The sequence below is a fragment of the Legionella moravica DSM 19234 genome (assembly GCF_000423305.1).
Taxonomy (GTDB): Bacteria; Pseudomonadota; Gammaproteobacteria; order Legionellales; family Legionellaceae; genus Legionella; species Legionella moravica.
Genome location: NZ_KE384002.1, coordinates 88906 through 111160, shown reverse-complemented (window position 1 = coordinate 111160; position 22255 = coordinate 88906). Strand labels below are relative to the sequence as shown.

The window sequence follows — 22255 nt, the reverse complement described above, 5'->3', positions numbered from 1 at the left end:
TAGATGTTCAACGACATAAAAAACTCTTTCCTCCAAATCAGGAAAATAAAGCCATTAATACTGTGTTTAACCAATTACGTCACTATGGACTTTATGGCAAACAGCCTGCTTGCACTTGGCGCAGCGCCGCTGATGTCAGAGGATAGTTCCGAATTGGCAGAGTTAGTGAATATTTGTCAGGCTGTATACATCAATACAGGTACCTTAAATGATGCCTTTATTGAACGAGCCCTTTATGCCGCGGACCTGGCTCGTTCTTTGAATAAACCAGTCATATTGGATCCGGTGGGTTCTGGAGCCAGTAAATTAAGAACGTCTGCTTCCCTCAAAATCCTGTCCTTGGCAGATATTATCAGAGGTAATGCCAGTGAAATCATTTCTTTAACCGGAATGCATGGATTAACCAAAGGAGTTGAAACGACTCATCAAGTCGAGAATGCAATGGATGGGGCAATGTCCTTGGCTCATGCTCACAATAGCATCATAGTGATCAGTGGGCCAGAAGACTTTATAACCGATGGTACCCAAAAACAATTACTTCCTTTTGGCTCGGATCTCATGCCTCTAATCACCGGAATGGGATGCACTATGACCGCGGTTCTTAGCGCATTTGCCGCTGTTAATCCCAATCACTTTCAAGCAAGTTCACATGCTTCGGCTTATTTTGGTTTATGTGGCCAATTAACCCATCAACAAACACAAAAACCGGGTACATTCAGGCAAGCCTTTATTGATAATTTATACGATCCGGACTGGAATTTTTTTACTGAAGTAATTAAACACTCAAGAGTAAACATCTAATGCAATATAAAGCTTTATCCATAGCAGGTTTTGATGGTTCTGGAGGTGCTGGAATACAGGCAGATCTTAAAACGTTTTCCGCTTTAGGCTGTTATGGAATGACCGTTCTAACCGCACTGCCAGTGCAGAATACCTGTGGTGTAAGAACCTGTTATGAAATCCCGCTGCAAGCAATTGAAGATCAACTCAATGCCATTTTTGATGATATAAGACCCGACAGCATTAAAATTGGTATGTTGTTTAAAAGTGAGATTATTGAGCTTGTTGCTTGTATTCTTAAAAAAAGAGCGACCGATATTCCAATTGTCCTGGATCCGGTGACCGTCGCCAAAAGTGGTGATGCCTTATTATTGCCCGAAGCAATCGATACATTAACCTCGGTACTCATGCCTCTAACAACATTAATCACGCCCAATATTCCTGAAGCGTACGCTTTTACAGGCATCAATGCTTCCTCGGAGGAGGACATGATATCTGTAGCTCAGAAAATCATTGGCTTAGGCCCTAAACATGTATTACTAAAAGGTGGGCATCTGCAATCTGCAGAATCCAATGATTTACTTTATGGAGTTGACGGATCAATAGCATGGTACAAAAATACCAGGATTGACTCGAAGAACACACATGGAACCGGTTGCACCTTATCTGCGGCAATTGCAGCATGTCTTGCTCAAAATATGAATTTAAATCAAGCCTGCAGCTTTGCAAAAAACTATTTAACTCATGCCATTGAAGCGGCTAAAGAGACCTCTGTAGGTTTTGGTAATGGCCCTGTTCATCACTTCTACCATGTGTGGCCAACTCTCTCTATACAACCGGGCTTAGCTTCATTGCATCATCAGCAGAAGTCAGATTAGATTCATTGACGCTTTTCATCTTGCGTTGCTCAATAAGCTCGCCAAAACATAAAGCGCTCATTACCACTAATAAATAACCTGCTGTTGAATAGCACAAAATAGTATCTGAGAAAGAGCCGATGCAGAATGAAATAAGTATTCCTAAAAGGATCGGTTTCGTTTCAGTTAATTGAAATGAAGTAATCAATAAACTGCCTAAAAAGATGATTAATAACACCAAGCCTGCCAATCCCTGTTCTGATAGAGTCATCCAATATTGACTGTGAGGATCAGTCAGCTCTGGCCCCCAACTGGGCACTGGATTATCTTGTGCGAAACTGTATTTAAAACCACCTGTACCAATGCCAAAAATCGGGTGTTTATCCCATAAGGATTGAGCATAATTATGGAACTGTATTCTATACCCCAGTGATGTATTTTGGTTGTTCTGTTTTAAAGCCTTAATGTCCGAGATTAAATCATGAACTCGGGCATACATGATTGGACTTTCATGATAAACCAATCCTACCAGGCTGCTAAACAATAGCACTCCCACTAATGCTTTTTTAATACTGAGTTTTTGAATAATGAGAAAAGCCATTAAAATAAAATAGACAACATAACCGGTTCTACCCGTGTTGATGAAAAGTACCTGATAACTCATTAATCCGACAAGGAAGGAGTATATCCCTCTCAACCAGCCTGTGTATCTAAAAGCATAAAGACCTGCTATATAAGCAGCAAAACCCATCATAAACCCGGTTATAATATGATTATAAAAAACTTCGCCAGGGTCACCTTGCGTCAAAATATTCTCAGCTTTAAGTATTGAAATAATGCAGGTTAACAGCATGGCTGCCAAATAACTGTTCAGCGTCATCGTTCTTATTTTGGGATTTACAAATGCAACAGCAAGCACTGGTAGATAAATTAATTTTGAATATTTACCAACTACGGTCAATTGCATGGAAAAAGGTGCAGGACTCCAAAGACAAGCAATTACGGAAAATAACAATAAGGCTAAAGCGGATAGCCCCCATAATGAATTAAATGCATACGGAATGTATTGACTGTATTGCGGGGTCAGTAATACGGCACCCACCGCACAAGCAAAAAAAATCGATTTAAAGGTGGGGCTAATTGGAATAAAAAACATAAACAAGACAAATAATATTGAAGTTACCAATATACCCTTTCCTTCCAGCAATGGTAGTCTCACATTTCATCCTTATCGGTATTTGTTATACAAGGTAATTCATTGATATTACGGTCTCTATAAATCTGTTTTACTCCACGATAAAAAGTTCCTTGCGCGCTAATAACGGCAAATAAAAATCCAAGCTTACCATCTAAAAATCCACGCTGTAAAATAAAACATCGGCTAAACATCCAGCTTGTACTCGCTAAAACCCGAATGAAGCTCATTTTTTTATTGGATTCAATTCGAATTTTTGCGGAATATGATGAATATTTATTAAGCTTATACAAGACATGACTTAAATCTCTATACGAGTGATGCTGTATGGCATTTTTTAATTTGCCAATACGTGCCGTTGCTGATACCAGTATTTTTTCATGAACAATGTCATTGCTGTAATTAGCGTTAGCACGTTTAAACAACCGAATATGTCTTTTGGGCGATGCTGAATGTTTTAAAAGCTTATTGTAAAAAAACATTTGAATGGGCACACGAAATGCGTCAGCTGAATCAGATGAAATGACTTTCATGATTTCTTCCTGCAACGCACTACTCACAGACTCATCTGCATCAAGGTTCAAAACCCAATCACCAGTTGCTTTTGCCAATGCTCGTTGCTTTTGAATTCCGTACCCCTGCCAGTCCGTCTGAAACACCTTATCGGTATATTCACGAGTAATTGCTACAGTATTGTCAGTACTACCTGAATCAACAACTATAATTTCATCAGCAAAACGTACAGACTCCAAACATCGTCGAATGTTAGACTCTTCATTTTTAGTTATAATAATTACTGTGAGCATGGCCAATGAAATAAGCAGAAAAAGGAACATTATATCCAGAATTAATCAGGATTGTAACTGGCACGGTTTATCAAATCACGGCTGTCCCATTAAAAATATGACGTCTTTCCGAGCGTAGCGAGGAATCTCCTGTAAGGTTGCACGATCCCATTAAAATGCGGCCATTAAAATCATATCAAGAGTTGAGTCTCCCCAGCCAGCCTTTTTCTGCAGGCGCCTAATGCTCATATCCTTAAATTTCTTTTTGGTATTTTGTAACCTGTTCAAAATAATATGCCGAACCATCGACCTATTTTCAGGAGCATGATCGTTGCGTACGCGAGAATCATCTTCACGTAATGTAACGTTCAAGACCCAATGTAGACTGTTCTCAACAGCCCAGTGACTACGAATAGTCTGAGCAATTTGTTTCGCATTTGCAGCCAAGCTGCTGATAAAGTAGCGCTGTTCTATGGATGTATGTCCACCGGAAGAAACACGTGATTCAAGCATAATAACGGTTTTTAAATCACACCAACTCTGAGCTCCACATAGGTTAGCGCAGATAACAACAAATAATAGTTCCGTTAAAGGATACAATTTCTTTCTATCAACTCTTGGATCTTCGAGCGTGTCGAAATGATATAAAAATCCAGGTACATCTTCTGATGACAACATTAAATTCCTTGTAAAAAAAAAGTTTAAAAGGTAACGATAATTAATGTATTAATTCAGATTGTGCCAATTTGCAGGAGATTCCTCGCTACGCTCGGAAAGACGTCATATTTTTAATGGGACAGCCATGTTTATCAAATAATCCCAAGCACTGGCTGAGGTGAAATTTGTACTGTTCAATTGATTTGGTCATCTAAAATTCTGCATGCAACGTAATTGGTGTTGATGTCAATGTCTGAAAGTCCCATAACGTAGCAAGTAGTAGCCTGTTTGCAAGCAAACAGGATTTTTGAGCTTCGATAAGATCCTGCGGCAAGCCGCAGGATTTAAGAAATGATTAGCTTCCAGAGGTATTTAAAAAGCACTTTTTCTGAATATTAAAAGACACCTTCACGATGGTCCTGACTGTCAAAATGCAACTTACCATCTTTTACTCTAAGCGTAACATGACCACCATGCATCAATTTACCGAATAAAAGTTCATCTGCTAATGGTTTTTTCACATTTTCCTGTATCAAACGCGCCATGGGACGAGCACCCATCGCTTTATCGTAACCATGCTCAATTAACCATTCACGAGCTGATTTATCAACAGTAAACGTAACACCTTTGTGACTGAGTTGCTCATCAAGCTCCATGATAAATTTATCAACAACCAAACCAATAGTTAGTGAATCTAATGGGGCAAAATTGATAATCGCATCCAGTCTGTTTCTAAATTCAGGACTAAATTGTTTCTTAATTACTTCCAATCCATCGTTAGCATTATCCTGTCTGGAGAATCCTATTGAGTTACGCACAATCTCACTGGCACCAGCATTACTGGTCATCACTAAAATGATGTGTCTGAAATCAGCCTGTCTGCCGTTTGTATCCGTCAAAGTACCGTGGTCCATAATCTGTAATAGCAAATTAAAGACATCGGGATGGGCTTTTTCAATTTCATCCAGTAATAAAACAGCATGGGGGTTTTTAGTCACAGCTTCAGTCAAAAGCCCGCCTTGATCATAACCAACATATCCAGGAGGAGCACCGATTAAACGTGACACTGTATGCTTTTCCATGTACTCAGACATATCAAATCGCAGCAACTCAATTCCCAGAACATTAGCCAATTGTCGTGTGACCTCTGTTTTACCAACTCCCGTAGGTCCTGCAAACAGGAAGCATCCAACAGGTTTTTGTGGTTCACGGAGTCCTGACCGACCTAATTTAATCGCTGATGCAAGCGCGGTAATCGCCTGATCTTGTCCATAAACCAGTAATTTCAGGTCACGCTCTAAATTACGTAATGTATCTTTATCTCGAGCAGAGACTTTCTTGATGGGTATACGGGCAATTTTAGCAACAACACTTTCAATTTCGGTGACGCTAATAATTTTTTTACGTTTGTTAGCAGTTAACAGGTTCTGGTAAGCGCCAGCTTCATCCACCACGTCAATTGCTTTATCAGGTAAAAATCGATCATTAATGTATTTCGCTGCTAATTCGGCTGCTGCTTTTAATGAAGGTATAGTGAATTTAACGCCGTGATGTTCTTCCAGACGCCCCTTCAATCCTTTCAGTATTTCAAAAGTTTCATCAACCGTCGGTTCGGAGATATCTATTTTTTGAAAACGTCTAGCCAAAGCTCTGTCTTTTTCAAAAATGCCACGGTATTCCTGATAAGTTGTCGATCCAATACATTTTAATTCACCATTGGCCAACAACGGCTTTATCAAGTTGGATGCATCCATAACTCCACCTGAGGCAGCACCGGCGCCGATAATGGTATGAATTTCATCTATAAATAAAACAGCGCCCTCTTGTTGCCCCAATTGTTTAAGAACCGCTTTCAAACGCTTCTCAAAATCACCACGATATTTGGTTCCAGCTAATAAAGCCCCCAAATCGAGTGAATAAACAACGCAACCACGAATAGCATCAGGTATCTCTCCGTCCACGATGCGACGGGCTAATCCTTCTGCAATAGCGGTTTTACCTACTCCAGCTTCACCGACGAGCAATGGGTTATTTTTGCGGCGTCTGCACAGAACCTGGATAGTACGCTGAATTTCTTCATGCCGGCCAATTAACGGATCAATTTTACCTTGTTTGGCACGTCGATTAAGATTCGTACAGTAACTGTCCAGAGGAGATTCATTACCCTCGGGTGACATCATGTCCTCATCCATAGAAGAGTTCATGTTATCTTGCATCTCGTTATTTTGATATTTTGAAACACCATGTGAAATGTAATTAATGACATCAAGTCTGGTAATATTTTCTCTTCTAAGAAAATATACTGCCTGACTTTCTTGTTCACTAAATATAGCAGCCAGCACATTGGCGCCGGTTACTTCTGTTTTTCCAGCGGATTGCACATGAAACACTGCGCGTTGTAATACTCGCTGAAAACCCAAAGTTGGCTGAGTTTCCCTGTCGAGTTCATCTTCAGGAATTCTTGGCGTTGTTTCATCAATAAATTCAACTAAATCTCGGCGAAGAGCCTCGATGTTTGCGTCACATGCCTGCAACACATTACCTGCTGCTGGGTTATCAAGCAAGGACAACAGCAAATGTTCAACAGTCATAAATTCATGACGCTTTTCTTTTGCTTCCTTGAAGGCTAGATTCAAGGTGAATTCTAGTTCTTTATTTAACATTGTCGTTGCTCCTTTCCAGCCCACCACCAGTCATTCGGGTTCCATGCTAGATAGCAATGGATGTTGATTCATTCTGGCGTATTCATTTACTAGGGCGACTTTTGTTTCTGCTATATCTCTTGTAAACACGCCACATACGCCCTTCCCTTGCATATGAACCTGTAACATCACCTGAATTGCAATTTCTTCACTTAAATGAAAAAAGCATTTCAGTACTTCTACCACAAAATCCATTGGTGTATAGTCATCATTGAGCAATACAACTTTATACTTTCTAGGCAGCTTAACTTCTGTACTTGATTCAGTATCAGCTATCTCGTGCCTAACATATTCCTCTAAATTTTGCCCGCTCATAACTTACAACCTCATACTATTTTTATAGACTCCCTACACACATTTGGCCAGTAAATTTAGCTAATTTTAATTAAATATTTAGCCTTTGAAATAATCAACAGCATATTGGCTAGTAAGAACTCACTCAATTGTAAATTTATCGTATCAATTTAACACCAATACCCTAATAAAAAATATCACTGAATATTGGTTATCTTATAAGTTGATGCTTCTTTTACAAAAAAAGCACTCTGAACTGTATGGAGCCAAGATTTACCCCCCCCAATCAACAAAGTACTTGATTGGTATAATGGATTAAACCATAACGTCAACTCGTAACGTTTCATAGTTTAAAGCCATCCATAGATTCACGCATCGTTGAATACTTAATACCAGCAAGTGTTGACAATCCGAACTTAAACACCCCGCGAACGCGTCGCGGGAACTTTACAATCGCTTGATGAATTGTCAACACAGCCTGCTTACATGTGTTTTATCATTTCATCAGCAAAGCCCGAACTACTTACTAATGTAGCACCGGACATACCGCGTTCGAAATCATAAGTCACTGTTTTCGCTTCAATTGCACCTTCCATGCCTTTAATAATCAAATCAGCAGCTTCAGTCCAACCCATATGTCGTAACATCATTTCAGCAGAAAGAATAATAGAACCTGGGTTCACCTTATTCTGACCGGCATATTTTGGTGCGGTGCCATGAGTAGCTTCAAACACTGCAACATCATCACTCATATTAGCCCCGGGTGCTATTCCTATACCGCCAACCTGAGCAGCTAAAGCATCGGAAATGTAATCACCATTCAAGTTCAGGGTGGCGATGACACTGTACTCTTCAGGTCTTAGTAAGATTTGTTGTAAAAATGCATCAGCAATGACATCGTTTATGATAATTTGCTTGCCCGTCTTGGGGTTTTTAAACTCCATCCAGGGGCCACCTTGATATTCCTTGGCGCCAAATGTATCACGAGCCACCTGATATCCCCAATCCTTAAATGCACCTTCAGTAAACTTCATAATGTTGCCTTTATGGACCAAAGTAACAATCTGACGATCATTATCAATAGCATACTGAATCGCAGCTTTCACCAAACGGGTAGTACCTTCTTTAGATACCGGTTTGATACCAATACCGCAATGTTCAGGGAAGCGAATCTTTTTAACACCCATTTCAGTTTGCAAAAACTGAATTACTTTTTTAGCTTCTGGAGAATCAGCGGACCATTCAATTCCAGCATAGATATCTTCAGCATTTTCACGGAAGATGACCATATCTGTTTTCCAAGGCTCTCTGACTGGGCTTGGAACACCTTTAAAATAACGGACAGGACGTAAACAGGTATAAAGATCCATATCCTGACGAATAGCAACGTTCAAAGAGCGTATACCACCACCAACAGGCGTAGTTAAAGGACCTTTAATCGAGACCACATATTTTTTCAGTGCGTCTATAGTTTCTTTCGGTAACCATTGATCACTGCCATAAACTTGAGTGGCCTTCTCACCAGCATACACTTCCATCCAGGCAATTTTTCTCTTATTGCCATATGCTTTCTCAACAGCAGCATCAACAACACGAATCATCGGAGGTGTCACATCAACCCCGATACCATCACCTTCTATAAAGGGAATTATGGGATTATTGGGTACACGAAGAGAAAGATCAGCTGCCACTGTAATGGCTTCACCTTGTGCAGGTACTTTTATTTTATCGTATGTCATTGACCACTCCGTAAATTTTAGAGAGATAAATCATAGCATGTGATAACACCGAATCCCAAATATGAATTTATATAATTTTTCAATCTGTGTTCAGTGATTTTAAAAAATAGATATCAGGTTTAAATTTGCCATAAAAAGCCTAAAGTAACTTCCTGCTACGTTATCCCGAACCCGATTGCAGCCAAAGGTAAGGGATGACTTGGTAGGAAGTTACAGCCTAAATTATAAATGTACAAAATTAAACTATAATGAACATAATTCTTTTTTAGTTGTCGCCATTGGAATCCGTACTAATTTACATTACATGGAGTATGCACATCATGTCAGATTTTGATGCAGAACCACAGAAACCTGTTCTTACAAAGTCAGTTCCTTACGAGGGCATACCTACCTTTTTACGGGCAGAATATACCCGTAACCTGAAAGGCGTTGATCTTGCGGTATATGGTATTCCTTTTGATCTCAGTACATTTAATCGATCAGGAGCCCGTTTCGGGCCGCGAAGTATTCGCGATCTTTCATGTTACTTAAGTATATTGGGTACATGTTGGCCGCATACCTATCGCATTGATCATGAATTCAAAATTATCGATTTTGGTGACATTGGCTTTTTTCCGGGCCAAACTGAAAACATGCTGCAAAACGCAGAAGCAACGGTTAAAGAGCTGAGCTCACACGGTATTCTTACTCTGGGATTAGGTGGAGATCATCTGGTTGCCTATCCAGCAATAAAAGCGCTCGCTCACCAACACGGGCCTTTATCGCTTATTCACTTTGATGCTCATACAGATACTGTTCACATGCCGCACCTGACTCATGGAAGTATGTTTTACTATGCCGTCAAAGAAGGATTAATCGATCCTGAAAAATCCATTCAGATAGGAATACGTACCAGTGTACCTGAAACCCCAAAATTACATGTCATCACCGCCAATCAATGTTTCGAGATGGGAGTTAAACAAGTAGTAGACATGATAAGAACAGTAGTAGGCACCCAAAAATGCTATATCAGCCTTGATGTAGATTGCATGGATCCGGCATTTACACCCGGTACAGGAACACCCATGCCAGGAGGGCTGTCATCCGCAATGCAACGTGAAATTTTATGGGGTCTGGTTGGATTGAACATGATTGGAGGCGATGTTGTCGAGGTATCTCCACCATATGACGTGGCTCAAACCACAGCACTCGTAGGGGCTACTGTTGCGATAGACATGTTGTACATTCTCGGGGATACCAAAAAACGAATGGGCTAGAAGATTTCGAGACCACTTGTCAACACTCTCTAATTGATAAGCATGTTGAAAACATCATTTATTTATGTGATGCTTCACTGCTTACAGCCAGAATAGATGCTAGCGAATATGGGGTTATCCAAATGTAAGTCCAGATAGGAGTCTACGTTCAGTTAATACTGCTATCACTTAAGTAATAACCCAGGTTCATCTCATCAGAACATATGTTTTAAAATAACTGGTTTGGTCTATTGTCAATTCATTTTAAAATGAAATTGAGCAACCAATGAAGTTCTGAATAACGTGGCATCCATCTAACTTAAAGGGAATTATCAATTTACATGAACGCAATAATCAGTTTATTTTTATTATTTTGCATCACTCAAGCAAGTTTCGCTTTCACAAAAACAGAAGATCAATTACTGACTCAAGTGCAAAAACAGACTTATCATTATTTTTATGATTTTGCTCACCCATCAAGCGGTATGGCGCGAGAACGGAGTAATCAAACCTATCCTGATTATGATCCAGGGGTCACTATCACCACCGGTGGTTCAGGATTTGGCTTTATGGCAACCATTGTTGCTGTTGAACGGAATTTTATTAGCAGAGAACAAGGAGTTGATCATCTGCTTAAAGCAGTTCGCTTTCTGGATACTCAGGCAGATAAGTTTCATGGATTATTTCCCCATTGGATGAATGGAGACACCGGTAAAACATTTGCTCTTTGGCAGTATGATGATGGAAGCGATCTGGTTGAATCGGCATTTTTATTTCAAGGCTTATTAACTGTTCATCAATATTTTGACCGTAACACTCCTAAAGAACAGGAATTACGGCAAACCATTGATAGATTATGGCGGAATGCAAACTGGAATTGGCATACAAATGGTACAAATGACACTCTCTATTGGCATTGGTCACCAAATTATGAATGGCATATGAACCATAAAATTCGGGGATGGGATGAAACCTTGATTACCTATGTATTAGCCGCAAGTTCACCGACCCATCCAATTTCCAAAGAAGTTTATGAAAATTGTTATAAAAATTCGCCAACTTATTATAATGGAAATGAATATTATGGGGTGAAATTGCCGCTAGGAGTACCTTTTGGCGGCCCCTTATTCTGGTCACATTATTCTTTCCTTGGTCTTGATCCTAATGGATTAACCGATGGAACAATTAACTATTATGATCAAGCTGTCGCTCACACTAAAATCAATCATGCTTATTGTGCGGATAATCCCAAAGGTTATCAGGGATATAGTGACAGCTGTTGGGGATTGACTGCGTCCGATATCGATAATGGCTATGGTGCTCAATCCCCGACTCAGGACGTTGGCGTTTTAACACCCACAGCAGCACTTTCATCGTTTCCCTATACGCCGAATGAATCCATGAAGGCACTAAAATGCTTCATCAACCATCCCAACTTATGGAGTACTCTGGGATTTAAAGATGCCTACAATCCAACAACCGGTTGGGTAGCTGAAGGGTCTTTGGCCATTGATCAGGGACCAATAATTGTAATGATTGAAAACTACCGGACGCAATTGCTCTGGCGGTTATTTATGTCTCATCCTGATGTGCAGCGAGGACTAAAAAATATTGGGTTTCATTCACCCAGGATCAATTGATATGACCCACTATAAACTCTGTTGTTTGGCGCTATGCGGTATGGTCTCATTAGCACATGCCCAGCCAGACGAGCCCAAAGAAGCATTCATTGAGACGCTGTTAGCACGCATGACTACGGCTGAAAAAATTGGCCAATTGAATTTACTAACCGTCGGATTAACCGAAACCGGACCGGTCAGCAATCAGGAAATCGATTCTAAAATCAAAAAGGGCCAAGTCGGTGCTCTGATGAATGCTTATTCCCCAAAAGTTGTCAAAGAGTTGCAGGACCTAGCAATAAAAAAATCACGCTTAAAAATACCCCTGTTATTTGGTTTTGATGTGATTCATGGTTATCGCACCATCTTCCCCACTCCGCTAGCCCAAGCTTCAAGCTGGAACCCGGATCTGATCCAGAAGCTAGCCCATGCATCAGCAATTGAAGCAGCACAAGATGGGCTTCATTGGACCTTTAGTCCCATGGTCGATATTGTGAGAGATCCGCGCTGGGGCAGAGTGATGGAATCTGCTGGAGAAGACCCCTTCCTGGCATCAAAAATAGGGCAAGCAATGGTTACAGGCTATCAAGGAACTGATTTATCCCAACCTTCATCAATTATGGCTTGTGTCAAACATTTTGCCCTCTATGGAGGAGCTGAAGCAGGCCGTGATTACAACACTGTTGATATGAGCCAGGCGCGAATGCATAACGACTATTTGCCGCCATACGTCGCAGCCATTAAAGCTAAAGCCAGAAGTGTGATGACCTCCTTTAATGAAATCAATGGCATCCCGGCAACGGGCAATTACTGGTTAATGAAAGAACTATTACGTGATACATACCAATTTGATGGCCTGCTGGTTACCGATTACACTGCCATCAATGAAATGATGGATCATGGTGTAGGTGATGCCAAAGAAGTAACTCGTTTGGCCATGAATGCAACCACAGATATGGACATGGTTGGAGAGATGTATGTCAATCAATTACCTGCTTTATTGAACGACAAACAAATTACAATAGAACAAATAAATGAAGCAGTAAAAAGAGTACTCAGCGTGAAATGGGATTTAGGTTTGTTTGAACATCCCTATCATCAAATGGATCAACTAGCCTATGATAAAAAGGAGCATCAAATTTTAGCTCTTGAGGCGGCTCTTGAAAGTATTGTTTTATTAAAAAATACCAACAAGGTACTCCCACTTAATCCCAAACAAAAAATAGCCTTTATCGGCCCATTCGTAAAAGATGCAAATCAACAGCTCGGAGAATGGCGAGCCATTGGCCGACCTGAAGAGGCGACGAGCCTGTGGCAAGCTTTGAAAAAAAATCAGTACGCAGCTGATATTCTTTATGCAAAAGGCTGTAATTTTTCTGATAATAAGGAGTTGGTAGCCTATTTGAACCAACATGGCGGTACCATACAAAATGATGATCCTCAAAAATTATTAAACGAAGCATTATCTGTTGCCAATCAAAGTGATGTTCTGGTCGCTGTTTTAGGGGAGCCTTTTGGAATGAGCGGTGAAGCTGCCAGTCGTACCCGAATTGGGCTATTACCCAATCAGTTAAAATTATTAAAAGCCCTCAAAAAGCTCAATAAACCCATCGTACTGGTATTAATGAATGGACGACCTTTAACCATTGAATGGCCGCATCGTCATGTCGATGCTATTGTAGAAGCCTGGTACGGTGGCAGCCAAGCAGGTACAGCTGTTTCTGATGTTTTATTTGGACGCTACAATCCATCAGGTAAATTAACCATGACCTTTCCCCGTCATGTTGGCCAAATCCCGATCTATTATAATGCCAAACCTACTGGACGGCCTTACCGTCAGCACAGCCAACAATTCGCTGAAAAATATAAGAGCAAGTACATTGATGAATCCAATCTACCAAGATATCCCTTCGGTTATGGCTTGAGTTACACCAGGTTTCAATATCATGATCTGCAATTAAACAGATCGACATTACACAAAAATACGCCAATTACTGCGTCAATTATTGTTACAAATAACGGAGCGTATGATGGTCACGAAATCGTACAACTATACCTCCATGACAAAATAGCATCATCAACACAACCGGAACGAGTACTCAAGGGCTTTAAAAAAATATTTTTGAAAAAAGGAGAGTCCAAACGCGTTATCTTCACTATCACTGAACCGATGCTTCGTTTTTATAATGCACGTCTGAATTATGCATCTGAACCTGGAGCGTTTGAACTCTATATTGGCCCTAATTCACAAACAAAAATAAAATCACAATTTATTTATGAATAGAGTGTATGAGCCATTATAAAGTTAACCTCCTGTGGGGTGATTCTGATCGTTCCACCCAAAATCCAATGCTCGCATTATGCATACTCCAGCATTTTTATTTGTTCATACAGCTGATCATAACCCGCTTCAACATTAATATACTCGCTTTTAGCCAAATATACAGATAATGATCCATCATCTGTAGCAGAAGGCTTTTGTAATATTCCATTAAATCCCTGGAGTTTTAAGCGAATATAATCACTGAATTTGGTTACTAAATAAAAGTTTCTGAAATAATTATCAGCACTCATATGTACCGCTTTGGCATCTTTAGCCAATTGATGGCCCGGTAAGTAGTCTTTTAAAGAATATGAAGAATTATTATGTACGGCAATAATTTTGCCATTGGGCAACAATTCTTTAATTTTATTTGCCAGCTTTTTAACTTCTCTATGAGCTTCTGGTGAATAGGAACTGTACTGAGCCAATGTTTTTTTGATTCCATTATCCGTATAAATTCTATTGGGATCAAATTCATAGCGTTTGTTGTTTAAATGAAAAACGATATTTCGCCCACCTGAGTGGACTAAGGTAATCAAACTGCCATTGTCTTTACGGATGACTCTTTTCGCTGCTTTCAAAGCGGTTTGTTCATTGTGATGTACGTGTACGTAGGTTTTTTTGCCCTTACCAACAGTTTGCTGGATGACAACACGTTCATCCCCAACCATCACTTTATGATTAATCGCACATCCCGTTTGCGCTAAAACCAATAAAGCAAGCAGTATCCATTTCATGAACAAATTTCACCATTAAGAGTAAATTTACACCATTGTATAGTGATGAAAATGAAAAAACAATCAAATAGCGGCCATGAATTGATTTAAATCATACATTGAGCAGTTGCCTGGGATGAAGAATAAATCTAACATTACCATCCTGACCATTTTTAATCATTATGACTCTATGCCTCCAATCATTCTCTTCAATAAACCCTATGGTGTTGTAACGCAGTTTACAGGGGAACTATATGAACAGACCTTGGCAGCATATATCAAGGTTCCAGATTTTTATGCGGCAGGACGATTAGATAAAAACAGCGAAGGCTTGCTTTTATTAACTAACGATGGCGCTCTTCAACATCGATTGACCCATCCCAAATTTGAAAAAAACAAGTATTACTGGGTACAAGTAGAAGGTATTCCTAGCGATGATGATTTAAAACCATTGCGAGAAGGATTAACCATTAAAGAATGTAGATTTTTACCCGCTCAGGTTCGTCAGATTGCTGAACCTCTGCTTTGGCCACGAAACCCGCCAATACGAGAACGAAAAAGCATTCCGACCAGCTGGATTGAAATCATCCTGAAAGAGGGTAAAAATCATCAAATTCGAAAAATGACTGCCGCCATTGGCTTCCCTACATTAAGATTGGTAAGGCATCGGATAGGTGACTGGCATTTAGGAGATTTACAACCCGGTGAATATACACTCATTCAAAAATGAGAAGCTTTGACGTAAATGCTGAATGAAACGGGAAAGTCTCGCAAGATGCGCGTTATGAATCGAATAAAAACTCAACCAGATCAAAGTGCCAATCATCGATAAGCCAATCGGCTTAATAATGATCCATCGCCCAATAATCTGATCCAGGGCCAAAAAAACATTCCCAATACCGCACTTGCAAGCGGCATAAGCAGGCTGTAGTGAAAACCTAACATCGCATCGATAAACGAAATGACGGATTGATATAAAAGGCAAAAGAATCCTATAAGGCATATTTGCTGTATCATGGAGAAAAATTGAAATCGTCTTGATTTGCTGGAAGCAATCCAGGTCACCAACAGTAATGCAAATGAATGTTCTCCGATTACTGTAGAAAGAAGCACATCCAATAAAAGACCCGTAAATAATAGAGTGGTCAACCTGAAGTTCCCAGGCAAATAATACTCAATGTACAAAACTAATAACAAAACCCAGGGCGGACGAAAAGCAGACAAAAAATCAGGAATTGGCAAAATCGATAATACCAAAGCCCCAAGAAATCCTACCCCTAATCGCAGATAAAGATTCTTCATCAGACAGATTCCTCAGCATTCAATCGCTCATTGATTTGAGAAGTTAATTCTTCTTGCTCCAGATCGGGCCAAATTAAAAGTACCAAACGATTACGATTCAGCAGAGCAACAGGACTTACCATTACTTTTACAAAATCTTCACCAGGAATACTATTGACCCGCTCAACACGCCCCACTGGATACCCTTCCGGATATCGTCGCCCTAAACCCGATGTCACCAAAACATCACCAGGATGAATGGATGATATTTTCGGTAGATTAATTAGAGACAATTGATCAATACTGTTATTACCAACGAGTATCGCCCGCTCACCAGTTCGATTATTTCTTACCGGTACTGCACTCTTGGAATCGGATATTAATAATACCGTACTGGTCATTGGCCCTACATCGATTACCTGCCCCATGACGCCTTTTGCATCAAGCACCGGTTGCCCAGAATAAACCCCATCTCGCTTTCCCTTGTTTAAAACCACTATTTGCCGAGAATTGCTGGTATCGACTGCAAGAATTTGTGCGGCCATAGCCCGCATATCAGCCTGGGACGAGGTCAATAATAATTCTTTTAATTGTGAGTTTTCCTTCTGGATCACTAATAATTTTTGCAACTCAGCTTCCAGCATGGTTTGCTGATAACGTAACTGCATGTTTTCATCGATTAATGCTTTTTTGGCACTGACTAAAGATTGGACCCAGCCAACAACCCGAACCGGGTAATCAACAGCATACTGTAAAGGAGAAACAACTAAAGAAAAACCACTTCGAACATTATCCAGGTAATGATAATGATAATCAGAAATCATCATAAAAATAGAAAAAACAAGGGCCAACACAAATCCAATAGAACTGTGCCCGCCCTTAATAAATAATCTACTGTGTTTGCTATTCTGTTGAGAGGAAATCACCGCCGCGCAAATCCATGGTTTCTAAAGCTTTACCACCACCACGTGCTACACAGGTCAATGGATCTTCAGCAATTAATACAGGTAACCCTGTTTCTTCCATCAGTAAAGTGTCTATGTTTTTCAACAAGGCACCACCCCCGGTTAAAACCATACCACGTTCAGCTATATCCGCTGCCAACTCTGGTGGAGCCAGCTCTAATGCTGCTCGAACCGCACCTACTATTCCTGATAAAGGTTCTTGTAATGCCTCGAGAATTTCTGCACTTGTCAAAGTAAAACTACGTGGGACTCCTTCAGCGAGATTTCTTCCACGCACTTCAATCTCAAACAAATCACGACTTGGAAATGCAGAACCGATTTCATGTTTAATGCGCTCTGCTGTCGTTTCACCAATCAACGTACCGTAATTACGACGAACATAAGAGACAATAGCGTCATCAAATTTGTCACCGCCTATCCGTACGGATTGATGATACACAATACCGCTCAGGGAGATAATGGCCACTTCAGTAGTTCCACCACCAATATCTACAACCATGGATCCGCTAGCTTCTTCAACTGGCATTCCGGAACCCAGAGCAGCAGCCATAGGTTCTTCAATAAGAAACACTTCCCGTGCTCCGGCACCCATAGCTGATTCACGAATCGCTCGCCGCTCAACCTGAGTAGAACCACAAGGAACACAAACAAGAACTCTTGGGCTTGGTCTGAGAAATTTATTTTCATGAACTTTGTGGATGAAATGCTGGAGCATTTTCTCAGTGACAAAAAAATCCGCAATGACACCGTCTTTCATCGGCCGAATGGCGTTTATGTTACCGGGAGTTCTTCCTAACATGCGTTTTGCTTCAATACCTACGGCAGCTACTCGCTTTTGGCCTGATTCATTACGCAAGGCAACCACGGAAGGCTCGTTAAGTACAATGCCCTTATCCCGAACATAAATCAATGTATTTGCTGTTCCTAAATCGATTGACAAATCGTTAGAGAACACCCCCCTTAATTTTCTGAACATATGCAGTAAGATCCCGTTCTTCTTTTTGGATGCTACTTTATCCTATATTTGAGTAAAAATCGACAGTTGAATTGTAAGAAATTTAAATAATTGCGTAAATTTTGAGGTTAAGACAACGTTGCAAAAATCAAGTTGAGTCAGGTCTCTGGGGGCTTTTCCATTTTATCAGTGATCCAGTCATGAAAGAATGCCTCATCCGGTTCGGCACAATCATCCTCAACTGAATTGGATGCTCCATATCATTGGAGCACGTCATCCTGTTTGCAGTGAGAAATCTTCTTAACTCGACTCTGTGCCTGCATTTAGTAATCCTCTTACCGCTCAGGAAATGGCATAATAATTTCAAGCCCCGAGTATCCAAAACATTTAATCCTAAATGCCAAGGATCCTGGGGCTTGCCCCAAGCACTTAATTGATAACAAAAACTTCTTTTAATTTATCACGATTAGTATTCATGAAACGTTGCCCAAAGCCTTTAACTTCAGCGAGTTCTTCAATGGATTTAAACCCCTTATGGCTGTCTCTGTAAGCAATGATTGCTTCAGCACGTTTCTTTCCAATACCTTTAAAGGAACCGGTAAGCGCAGCCAGATCTGCATGATTCAGATCTATTTTGCTTGCTGAAGGAGCATGGTGCTCTGGTTGTTTTTTAGGAACTGTATCTGCTTGAGCAGGAAGGGTTACAACGAATAATGACAATAACATAGCAATGAATCTTGCTTTCATAATGTTCTCCTAATTGTTGGACTAAGCGGCTCGTTCCAGAGCCGCTGCAAAGTATCCCAATATTTTATTTAAGTGTCGAGAACATTTTTAATTATTTTTGTTGAGAAAAACTGTAAAGAACATATGAGACGCATGATGTCAATTTCTTAACCATATCCAGATGAAGAAATTCATTAGGGCCATGAGCATTAGAGTGAGGACCCAATACACCGGTAATCATAAATTGGGCATTTGGAAATTGCTCCCCAAGCATCCCCATAAAGGGAATAGTGCCACCCTCTCCCATGTATGCAGCGGGTTTACCATAATAAGTCAATGAAGCTTCATCAGCCGATTCAGCTAACCAATCAGAAAGCGATGGAGCATTCCATCCCTTAGACCCATCATCGACCCGAAAACTGACTTTGGCATTATACGGTGGATTTACCGTTAAAGTTTCCAGCAAAACCTGGGATGCTTCTTTGGGATTGACCAACGGAGGCAGGCGCATGGATAGTTTTAGCGCGGTTTTAGAGCGCATGACATTCCCAGCATCTGCTATAGCAGGAAAACCGTCTGCACCCGTTACTGTCAATGCAGGTCGCCAGGTTCGATTCAGGATTAATTCAGGTTGTTCAAGCCTGACCGGTTGCACCTCATCATGCCAGGGAAATTCAGTATACACCTGATTACCAAGCACCAGTGCACAATCTTTGGCCTGATTGATTCGCTCTGCAGGAATATCGCAATATAATTGTGGGAGTTTAATTTCACCTGTTGTTTCATCTTCAATTCGACTGATTAATTGTCGTGCTACTCTAAAACTGTCGGCAACAATACCACTGGCATTACCAGAATGTACTCCTTCATTGATCAGTTCAACCGTCAACTCGCCAACAACATTTCCCCGCAAAGAAGTAGTCATCCAAAGTTGTTCGTAATTACCTGCACCCGAATCAAGACAGATAACCAGAGAAGGTTTGCCAATCCGTTCTTTTAACAGCTCAATGTAATAAGGCAAATCGTAACTGCCGCTTTCCTCACAAGCTTCAATAATCAATACACAGCGAGGATAAGGAATATTCTGTTCTTCCAAAGCTCGAATCGCGGTTAATGAGGCATAAGCAGAATAACCATCATCAGCACCCCCTCTCCCATAAAGAAGACCATTTTTCAGTACAGGTTTCCATGGGCCCAAGTCCTCATGCCATCCAGACATTTCCGGTTGCTTGTCCAAATGACCATAAAGTAAAACGGTTTCATCTATCTGGCCTGGGATCTCTATAAAAATTAAAGGAGTTCTATTCTCCAATCGCAAAATGTCCAGTTTCATTCCTTTGGGCGCATGAGCGGTACACCACTGAGCGATATGAGCAACGGCTTTATCCATATAACCATGTTCTTGCCACAGGGAATCAAAGTGAGGTGATTTATTAGGAATTTTAATATAGTCACATAAACTGGGTATTATTTCTTCCTGCCATTGCTTACTGACATAATCATACAGTTCTTGGGGATTGAACATGTGCTTGCTCCTTGATTATTCCTACAATTTTATCTGTAGCAGACTCAATTTTTAATGCTTTGATTTTATCATCAATATCACTAGCCTTATTGGTCACTTCCTGGAGAGCAGCTAATAACGTTTCTGCATTCAAAGCGTGATCCTGAATCACTACACTGATACCCAATCCCTGAAAATAACGCGCATTTTGTATCTGATCACCTCGACTCACCGTTGCAGATATTGGAATGAGGATATGCGGTTTTCCTAAAGCAAGTATTTCATATAAAGAATTTGCCCCTGCTCGGGAAATGACAACTGAAGCAGCCGCAAACAAATCTGCAAGCTCTTCATTGGCATATTCAAACTGACAATAACCTTCAATCTCATTCAAGGCAGGATCTATTTTCCCCTTGCCGCATAAATGAATGACTTGAAATCGTTGGGTTAATTGCCCAAGAGAAGCCCTCACACTCTGATTGATAGATCCAGCGCCTAAACTACCCCCAATAAACAGCAAACACGGCTTTTCGCTATTAAAACCACACAACTCCAGACCTTTCGCCCTGGAGCCAGCAAATAATTGTTCACGAATCGGAGTGCCAGTTACTTCAATCTTGTCCTGATTTTTGAAGTGCTTTTTACCGGCATCAAAGGTGAGGCAAATTTTATTCACAAACGGAAAAGAAAGTCGATTAGCCAATCCTGGAGTCATATCTGATTCATGGGCTACCACAGGAATTCTATTTAACCAGGCACCGATAACTACCGGAAAGGCAACAAACCCACCTTTAGAAAACACTACATCCGGTTTTAATTTGTGAAACAAGCAAAACGATTGAATAATTCCAATCACTATTTTAAAAGGATCAAGCACATTTTTCAGACTAAAGTAACGACGCAATTTTCCACTACTTACCGCATGAAAAGGGATTCCCAGATTCTTGATCATTCCCTTTTCAATACCCTCATCAGAACCGATGTAATTGATTTCCCATCCTTCTGCTTTAAATTCTTTAATTAATGCCATATTGGGAGTGACATGTCCGGCTGTGCCTCCTCCAGTAAATACAATACTCTGGCTCATAATACTTCCCTAACTAATAAACTTAAGTCAATTGCGTTGACTGATTTGGTGATAGCCCCAACAGAAATAAAATCTACACCGCAGCGTGCTACTTCAGCAATATTATCACTATTGATCCCACCTGAAGCTTCTAACTCACAGTACTTAGGCTGATTCATTTGTACCGCCTGGACAAGCATCTCCAGACTAAAATTATCCAACAGTATCCTGTCGGGATGAGCATCAAAAGCCTCACGCAATTCGTCGAGCGTTTCCACTTCAATCTCAACTAATAAATGTTTGTTCGTTTTTCTGGCCAGGTTTATCGCTTGAGCTATAGTCCCACACGCTTTGATATGATTTTCTTTGATTAAAAAGGCATCGTAGAGTCCCATACGATGATTTACTCCACCACCACAATGAACCGCATATTTCTGAGCCAATCTTAGGCCTGGTATCGTTTTACGAGTGTCCAGCAATCGCGTCTTAGTTCCGCGAAGTTTCTCTACATAATGATGAGTTTGTGTTGCTGTGGCAGAAAGAGTCTGCAAAAAATTTAATGCCGTACGCTCCGCAGTTAAAATACTGCTCGCAGTACCGTGAAGAATGCACAAAGAAGCAGGCGCGGCTAACCAATCACCTTCGGAAACCAGCCATTCAATCTCAATTTTATCGTCAATCTGAGCAAAAACCTCATTAACCCAGGGTTGCCCGCAGACTAACATCGGTTCTCTGGAAATAATCTCTGCTTCAACGATAAGGTGAGAAGGCAACAGCGCTGCTGTTACATCACCTGTTCCTATATCCTCAAGTAAAGCACGCTTTACATCGGAGGCTACCTGTAACGAATCTATTT

Annotated in this window: 20 protein-coding genes; 6 read left to right on the top strand and 14 right to left on the bottom strand. The window is 40.6% G+C overall.

Features of this window, described 5'->3' with window-relative positions:
* Positions 1 to 3 precede the first annotated feature (3 nt).
* Positions 4 to 801 (top strand): hydroxyethylthiazole kinase, encoded by a 798-nt coding sequence (gene thiM, locus G543_RS0114275; RefSeq protein ID WP_028385118.1) that lies wholly within the window; start codon positions 4 to 6, stop codon positions 799 to 801.
* Positions 801 to 1658 carry a bifunctional hydroxymethylpyrimidine kinase/phosphomethylpyrimidine kinase gene (gene thiD / locus G543_RS18085; RefSeq protein WP_051190733.1) on the top strand — a complete coding sequence of 286 codons (858 nt, stop codon included), beginning with the start codon at positions 801 to 803 and terminating at the stop codon, positions 1656 to 1658. The genes thiM and thiD overlap by 1 nt, the downstream gene beginning before the upstream one ends.
* Here the strand turns inward: thiD and G543_RS0114265 are convergent.
* The 6 genes from G543_RS0114265 to icd all read right to left on the bottom strand — a co-directional run bounded on the left by G543_RS0114265 (position 1609) and on the right by icd (position 9009).
* Complete coding sequence (locus G543_RS0114265; RefSeq protein ID WP_028385117.1) at positions 1609 to 2856, bottom strand: O-antigen ligase family protein; 1248 nt, start codon at positions 2854 to 2856, stop codon at positions 1609 to 1611. The two genes, thiD and G543_RS0114265, sit on opposite strands and share 50 nt — an antisense overlap.
* Complete coding sequence (locus G543_RS0114260; RefSeq protein WP_028385116.1) at positions 2853 to 3638, bottom strand: glycosyltransferase family 2 protein; 786 nt, start codon at positions 3636 to 3638, stop codon at positions 2853 to 2855. Before G543_RS0114260 ends, G543_RS0114265 begins: the two co-directional genes overlap by 4 nt.
* A gap of 150 nt (positions 3639 to 3788) precedes the next feature.
* Positions 3789 to 4295 (bottom strand): ISAs1 family transposase, encoded by a 507-nt coding sequence (locus G543_RS0114255; protein ID WP_028385115.1) that lies wholly within the window; start codon positions 4293 to 4295, stop codon positions 3789 to 3791.
* A gap of 374 nt (positions 4296 to 4669) precedes the next feature.
* A complete protein-coding gene (gene clpA / locus G543_RS0114250; RefSeq protein ID WP_028385114.1) occupies positions 4670 to 6937 on the bottom strand; it encodes an ATP-dependent Clp protease ATP-binding subunit ClpA in 2268 nt (755 codons plus the stop codon).
* Between the two features lie 30 nt (positions 6938 to 6967).
* Positions 6968 to 7291 carry an ATP-dependent Clp protease adapter ClpS gene (gene clpS / locus G543_RS0114245; protein WP_028385113.1) on the bottom strand — a complete coding sequence of 108 codons (324 nt, stop codon included), beginning with the start codon at positions 7289 to 7291 and terminating at the stop codon, positions 6968 to 6970.
* 461 nt (positions 7292 to 7752) lie between these two features.
* Positions 7753 to 9009 carry an NADP-dependent isocitrate dehydrogenase gene (gene icd, locus G543_RS0114235; RefSeq protein WP_028385112.1) on the bottom strand — a complete coding sequence of 419 codons (1257 nt, stop codon included), beginning with the start codon at positions 9007 to 9009 and terminating at the stop codon, positions 7753 to 7755.
* Positions 9010 to 9329: 320 nt separating this feature from the next.
* Between icd and speB the strand changes: the two genes are divergently transcribed.
* The 3 genes from speB to bglX all read left to right on the top strand — a co-directional run bounded on the left by speB (position 9330) and on the right by bglX (position 14147).
* Positions 9330 to 10265: an agmatinase gene (gene speB / locus G543_RS0114230; RefSeq protein WP_051190732.1), complete on the top strand. Its 936-nt coding sequence runs from the start codon at positions 9330 to 9332 to the stop codon at positions 10263 to 10265.
* A 320-nt stretch (positions 10266 to 10585) separates the two neighbouring features.
* Positions 10586 to 11884 (top strand): glucoamylase family protein, encoded by a 1299-nt coding sequence (locus G543_RS0114225; protein WP_028385110.1) that lies wholly within the window; start codon positions 10586 to 10588, stop codon positions 11882 to 11884.
* A gap of 1 nt (position 11885) precedes the next feature.
* Entirely contained in the window at positions 11886 to 14147 is a 2262-nt protein-coding gene (gene bglX, locus G543_RS0114220) for a beta-glucosidase BglX (protein WP_035922429.1), read from the top strand.
* Positions 14148 to 14221: 74 nt separating this feature from the next.
* On the opposite strand, the gene G543_RS0114215 is transcribed toward bglX, so the two are convergent.
* Positions 14222 to 14923: a hypothetical protein gene (locus G543_RS0114215; protein ID WP_028385108.1), complete on the bottom strand. Its 702-nt coding sequence runs from the start codon at positions 14921 to 14923 to the stop codon at positions 14222 to 14224.
* Between the two features lie 169 nt (positions 14924 to 15092).
* Here G543_RS0114215 and G543_RS0114210 point away from each other — a divergent pair, with 169 nt between their 5' ends.
* Positions 15093 to 15632 (top strand): pseudouridine synthase, encoded by a 540-nt coding sequence (locus G543_RS0114210; RefSeq protein WP_028385107.1) that lies wholly within the window; start codon positions 15093 to 15095, stop codon positions 15630 to 15632.
* 92 nt (positions 15633 to 15724) lie between these two features.
* Here G543_RS0114210 and mreD read toward each other — a convergent pair whose 3' ends face one another.
* The 7 genes from mreD to nadC all read right to left on the bottom strand — a co-directional run bounded on the left by mreD (position 15725) and on the right by nadC (position 22253).
* Entirely contained in the window at positions 15725 to 16204 is a 480-nt protein-coding gene (gene mreD, locus G543_RS0114205; protein ID WP_028385106.1) for a rod shape-determining protein MreD, read from the bottom strand.
* Entirely contained in the window at positions 16204 to 17109 is a 906-nt protein-coding gene (mreC, locus tag G543_RS0114200; protein ID WP_028385105.1) for a rod shape-determining protein MreC, read from the bottom strand. The genes mreD and mreC overlap by 1 nt, the downstream gene beginning before the upstream one ends.
* Positions 17087 to 18124 carry a rod shape-determining protein gene (locus G543_RS0114195; protein WP_018577556.1) on the bottom strand — a complete coding sequence of 346 codons (1038 nt, stop codon included), beginning with the start codon at positions 18122 to 18124 and terminating at the stop codon, positions 17087 to 17089. The genes mreC and G543_RS0114195 overlap by 23 nt, the downstream gene beginning before the upstream one ends.
* A 408-nt stretch (positions 18125 to 18532) precedes the next feature.
* A complete protein-coding gene (locus G543_RS0114190; RefSeq protein ID WP_028385104.1) occupies positions 18533 to 18850 on the bottom strand; it encodes a ComEA family DNA-binding protein in 318 nt (105 codons plus the stop codon).
* Between the two features lie 91 nt (positions 18851 to 18941).
* Positions 18942 to 20354 carry a M20 family metallopeptidase gene (locus G543_RS0114185; RefSeq protein WP_028385103.1) on the bottom strand — a complete coding sequence of 471 codons (1413 nt, stop codon included), beginning with the start codon at positions 20352 to 20354 and terminating at the stop codon, positions 18942 to 18944.
* Entirely contained in the window at positions 20329 to 21420 is a 1092-nt protein-coding gene (locus G543_RS0114180; protein WP_028385102.1) for an undecaprenyldiphospho-muramoylpentapeptide beta-N-acetylglucosaminyltransferase, read from the bottom strand. Before G543_RS0114180 ends, G543_RS0114185 begins: the two co-directional genes overlap by 26 nt.
* Positions 21417 to 22253 carry a carboxylating nicotinate-nucleotide diphosphorylase gene (gene nadC, locus G543_RS0114175; protein ID WP_028385101.1) on the bottom strand — a complete coding sequence of 279 codons (837 nt, stop codon included), beginning with the start codon at positions 22251 to 22253 and terminating at the stop codon, positions 21417 to 21419. The genes G543_RS0114180 and nadC overlap by 4 nt, the downstream gene beginning before the upstream one ends.
* Positions 22254 to 22255: the final 2 nt, after the last annotated feature.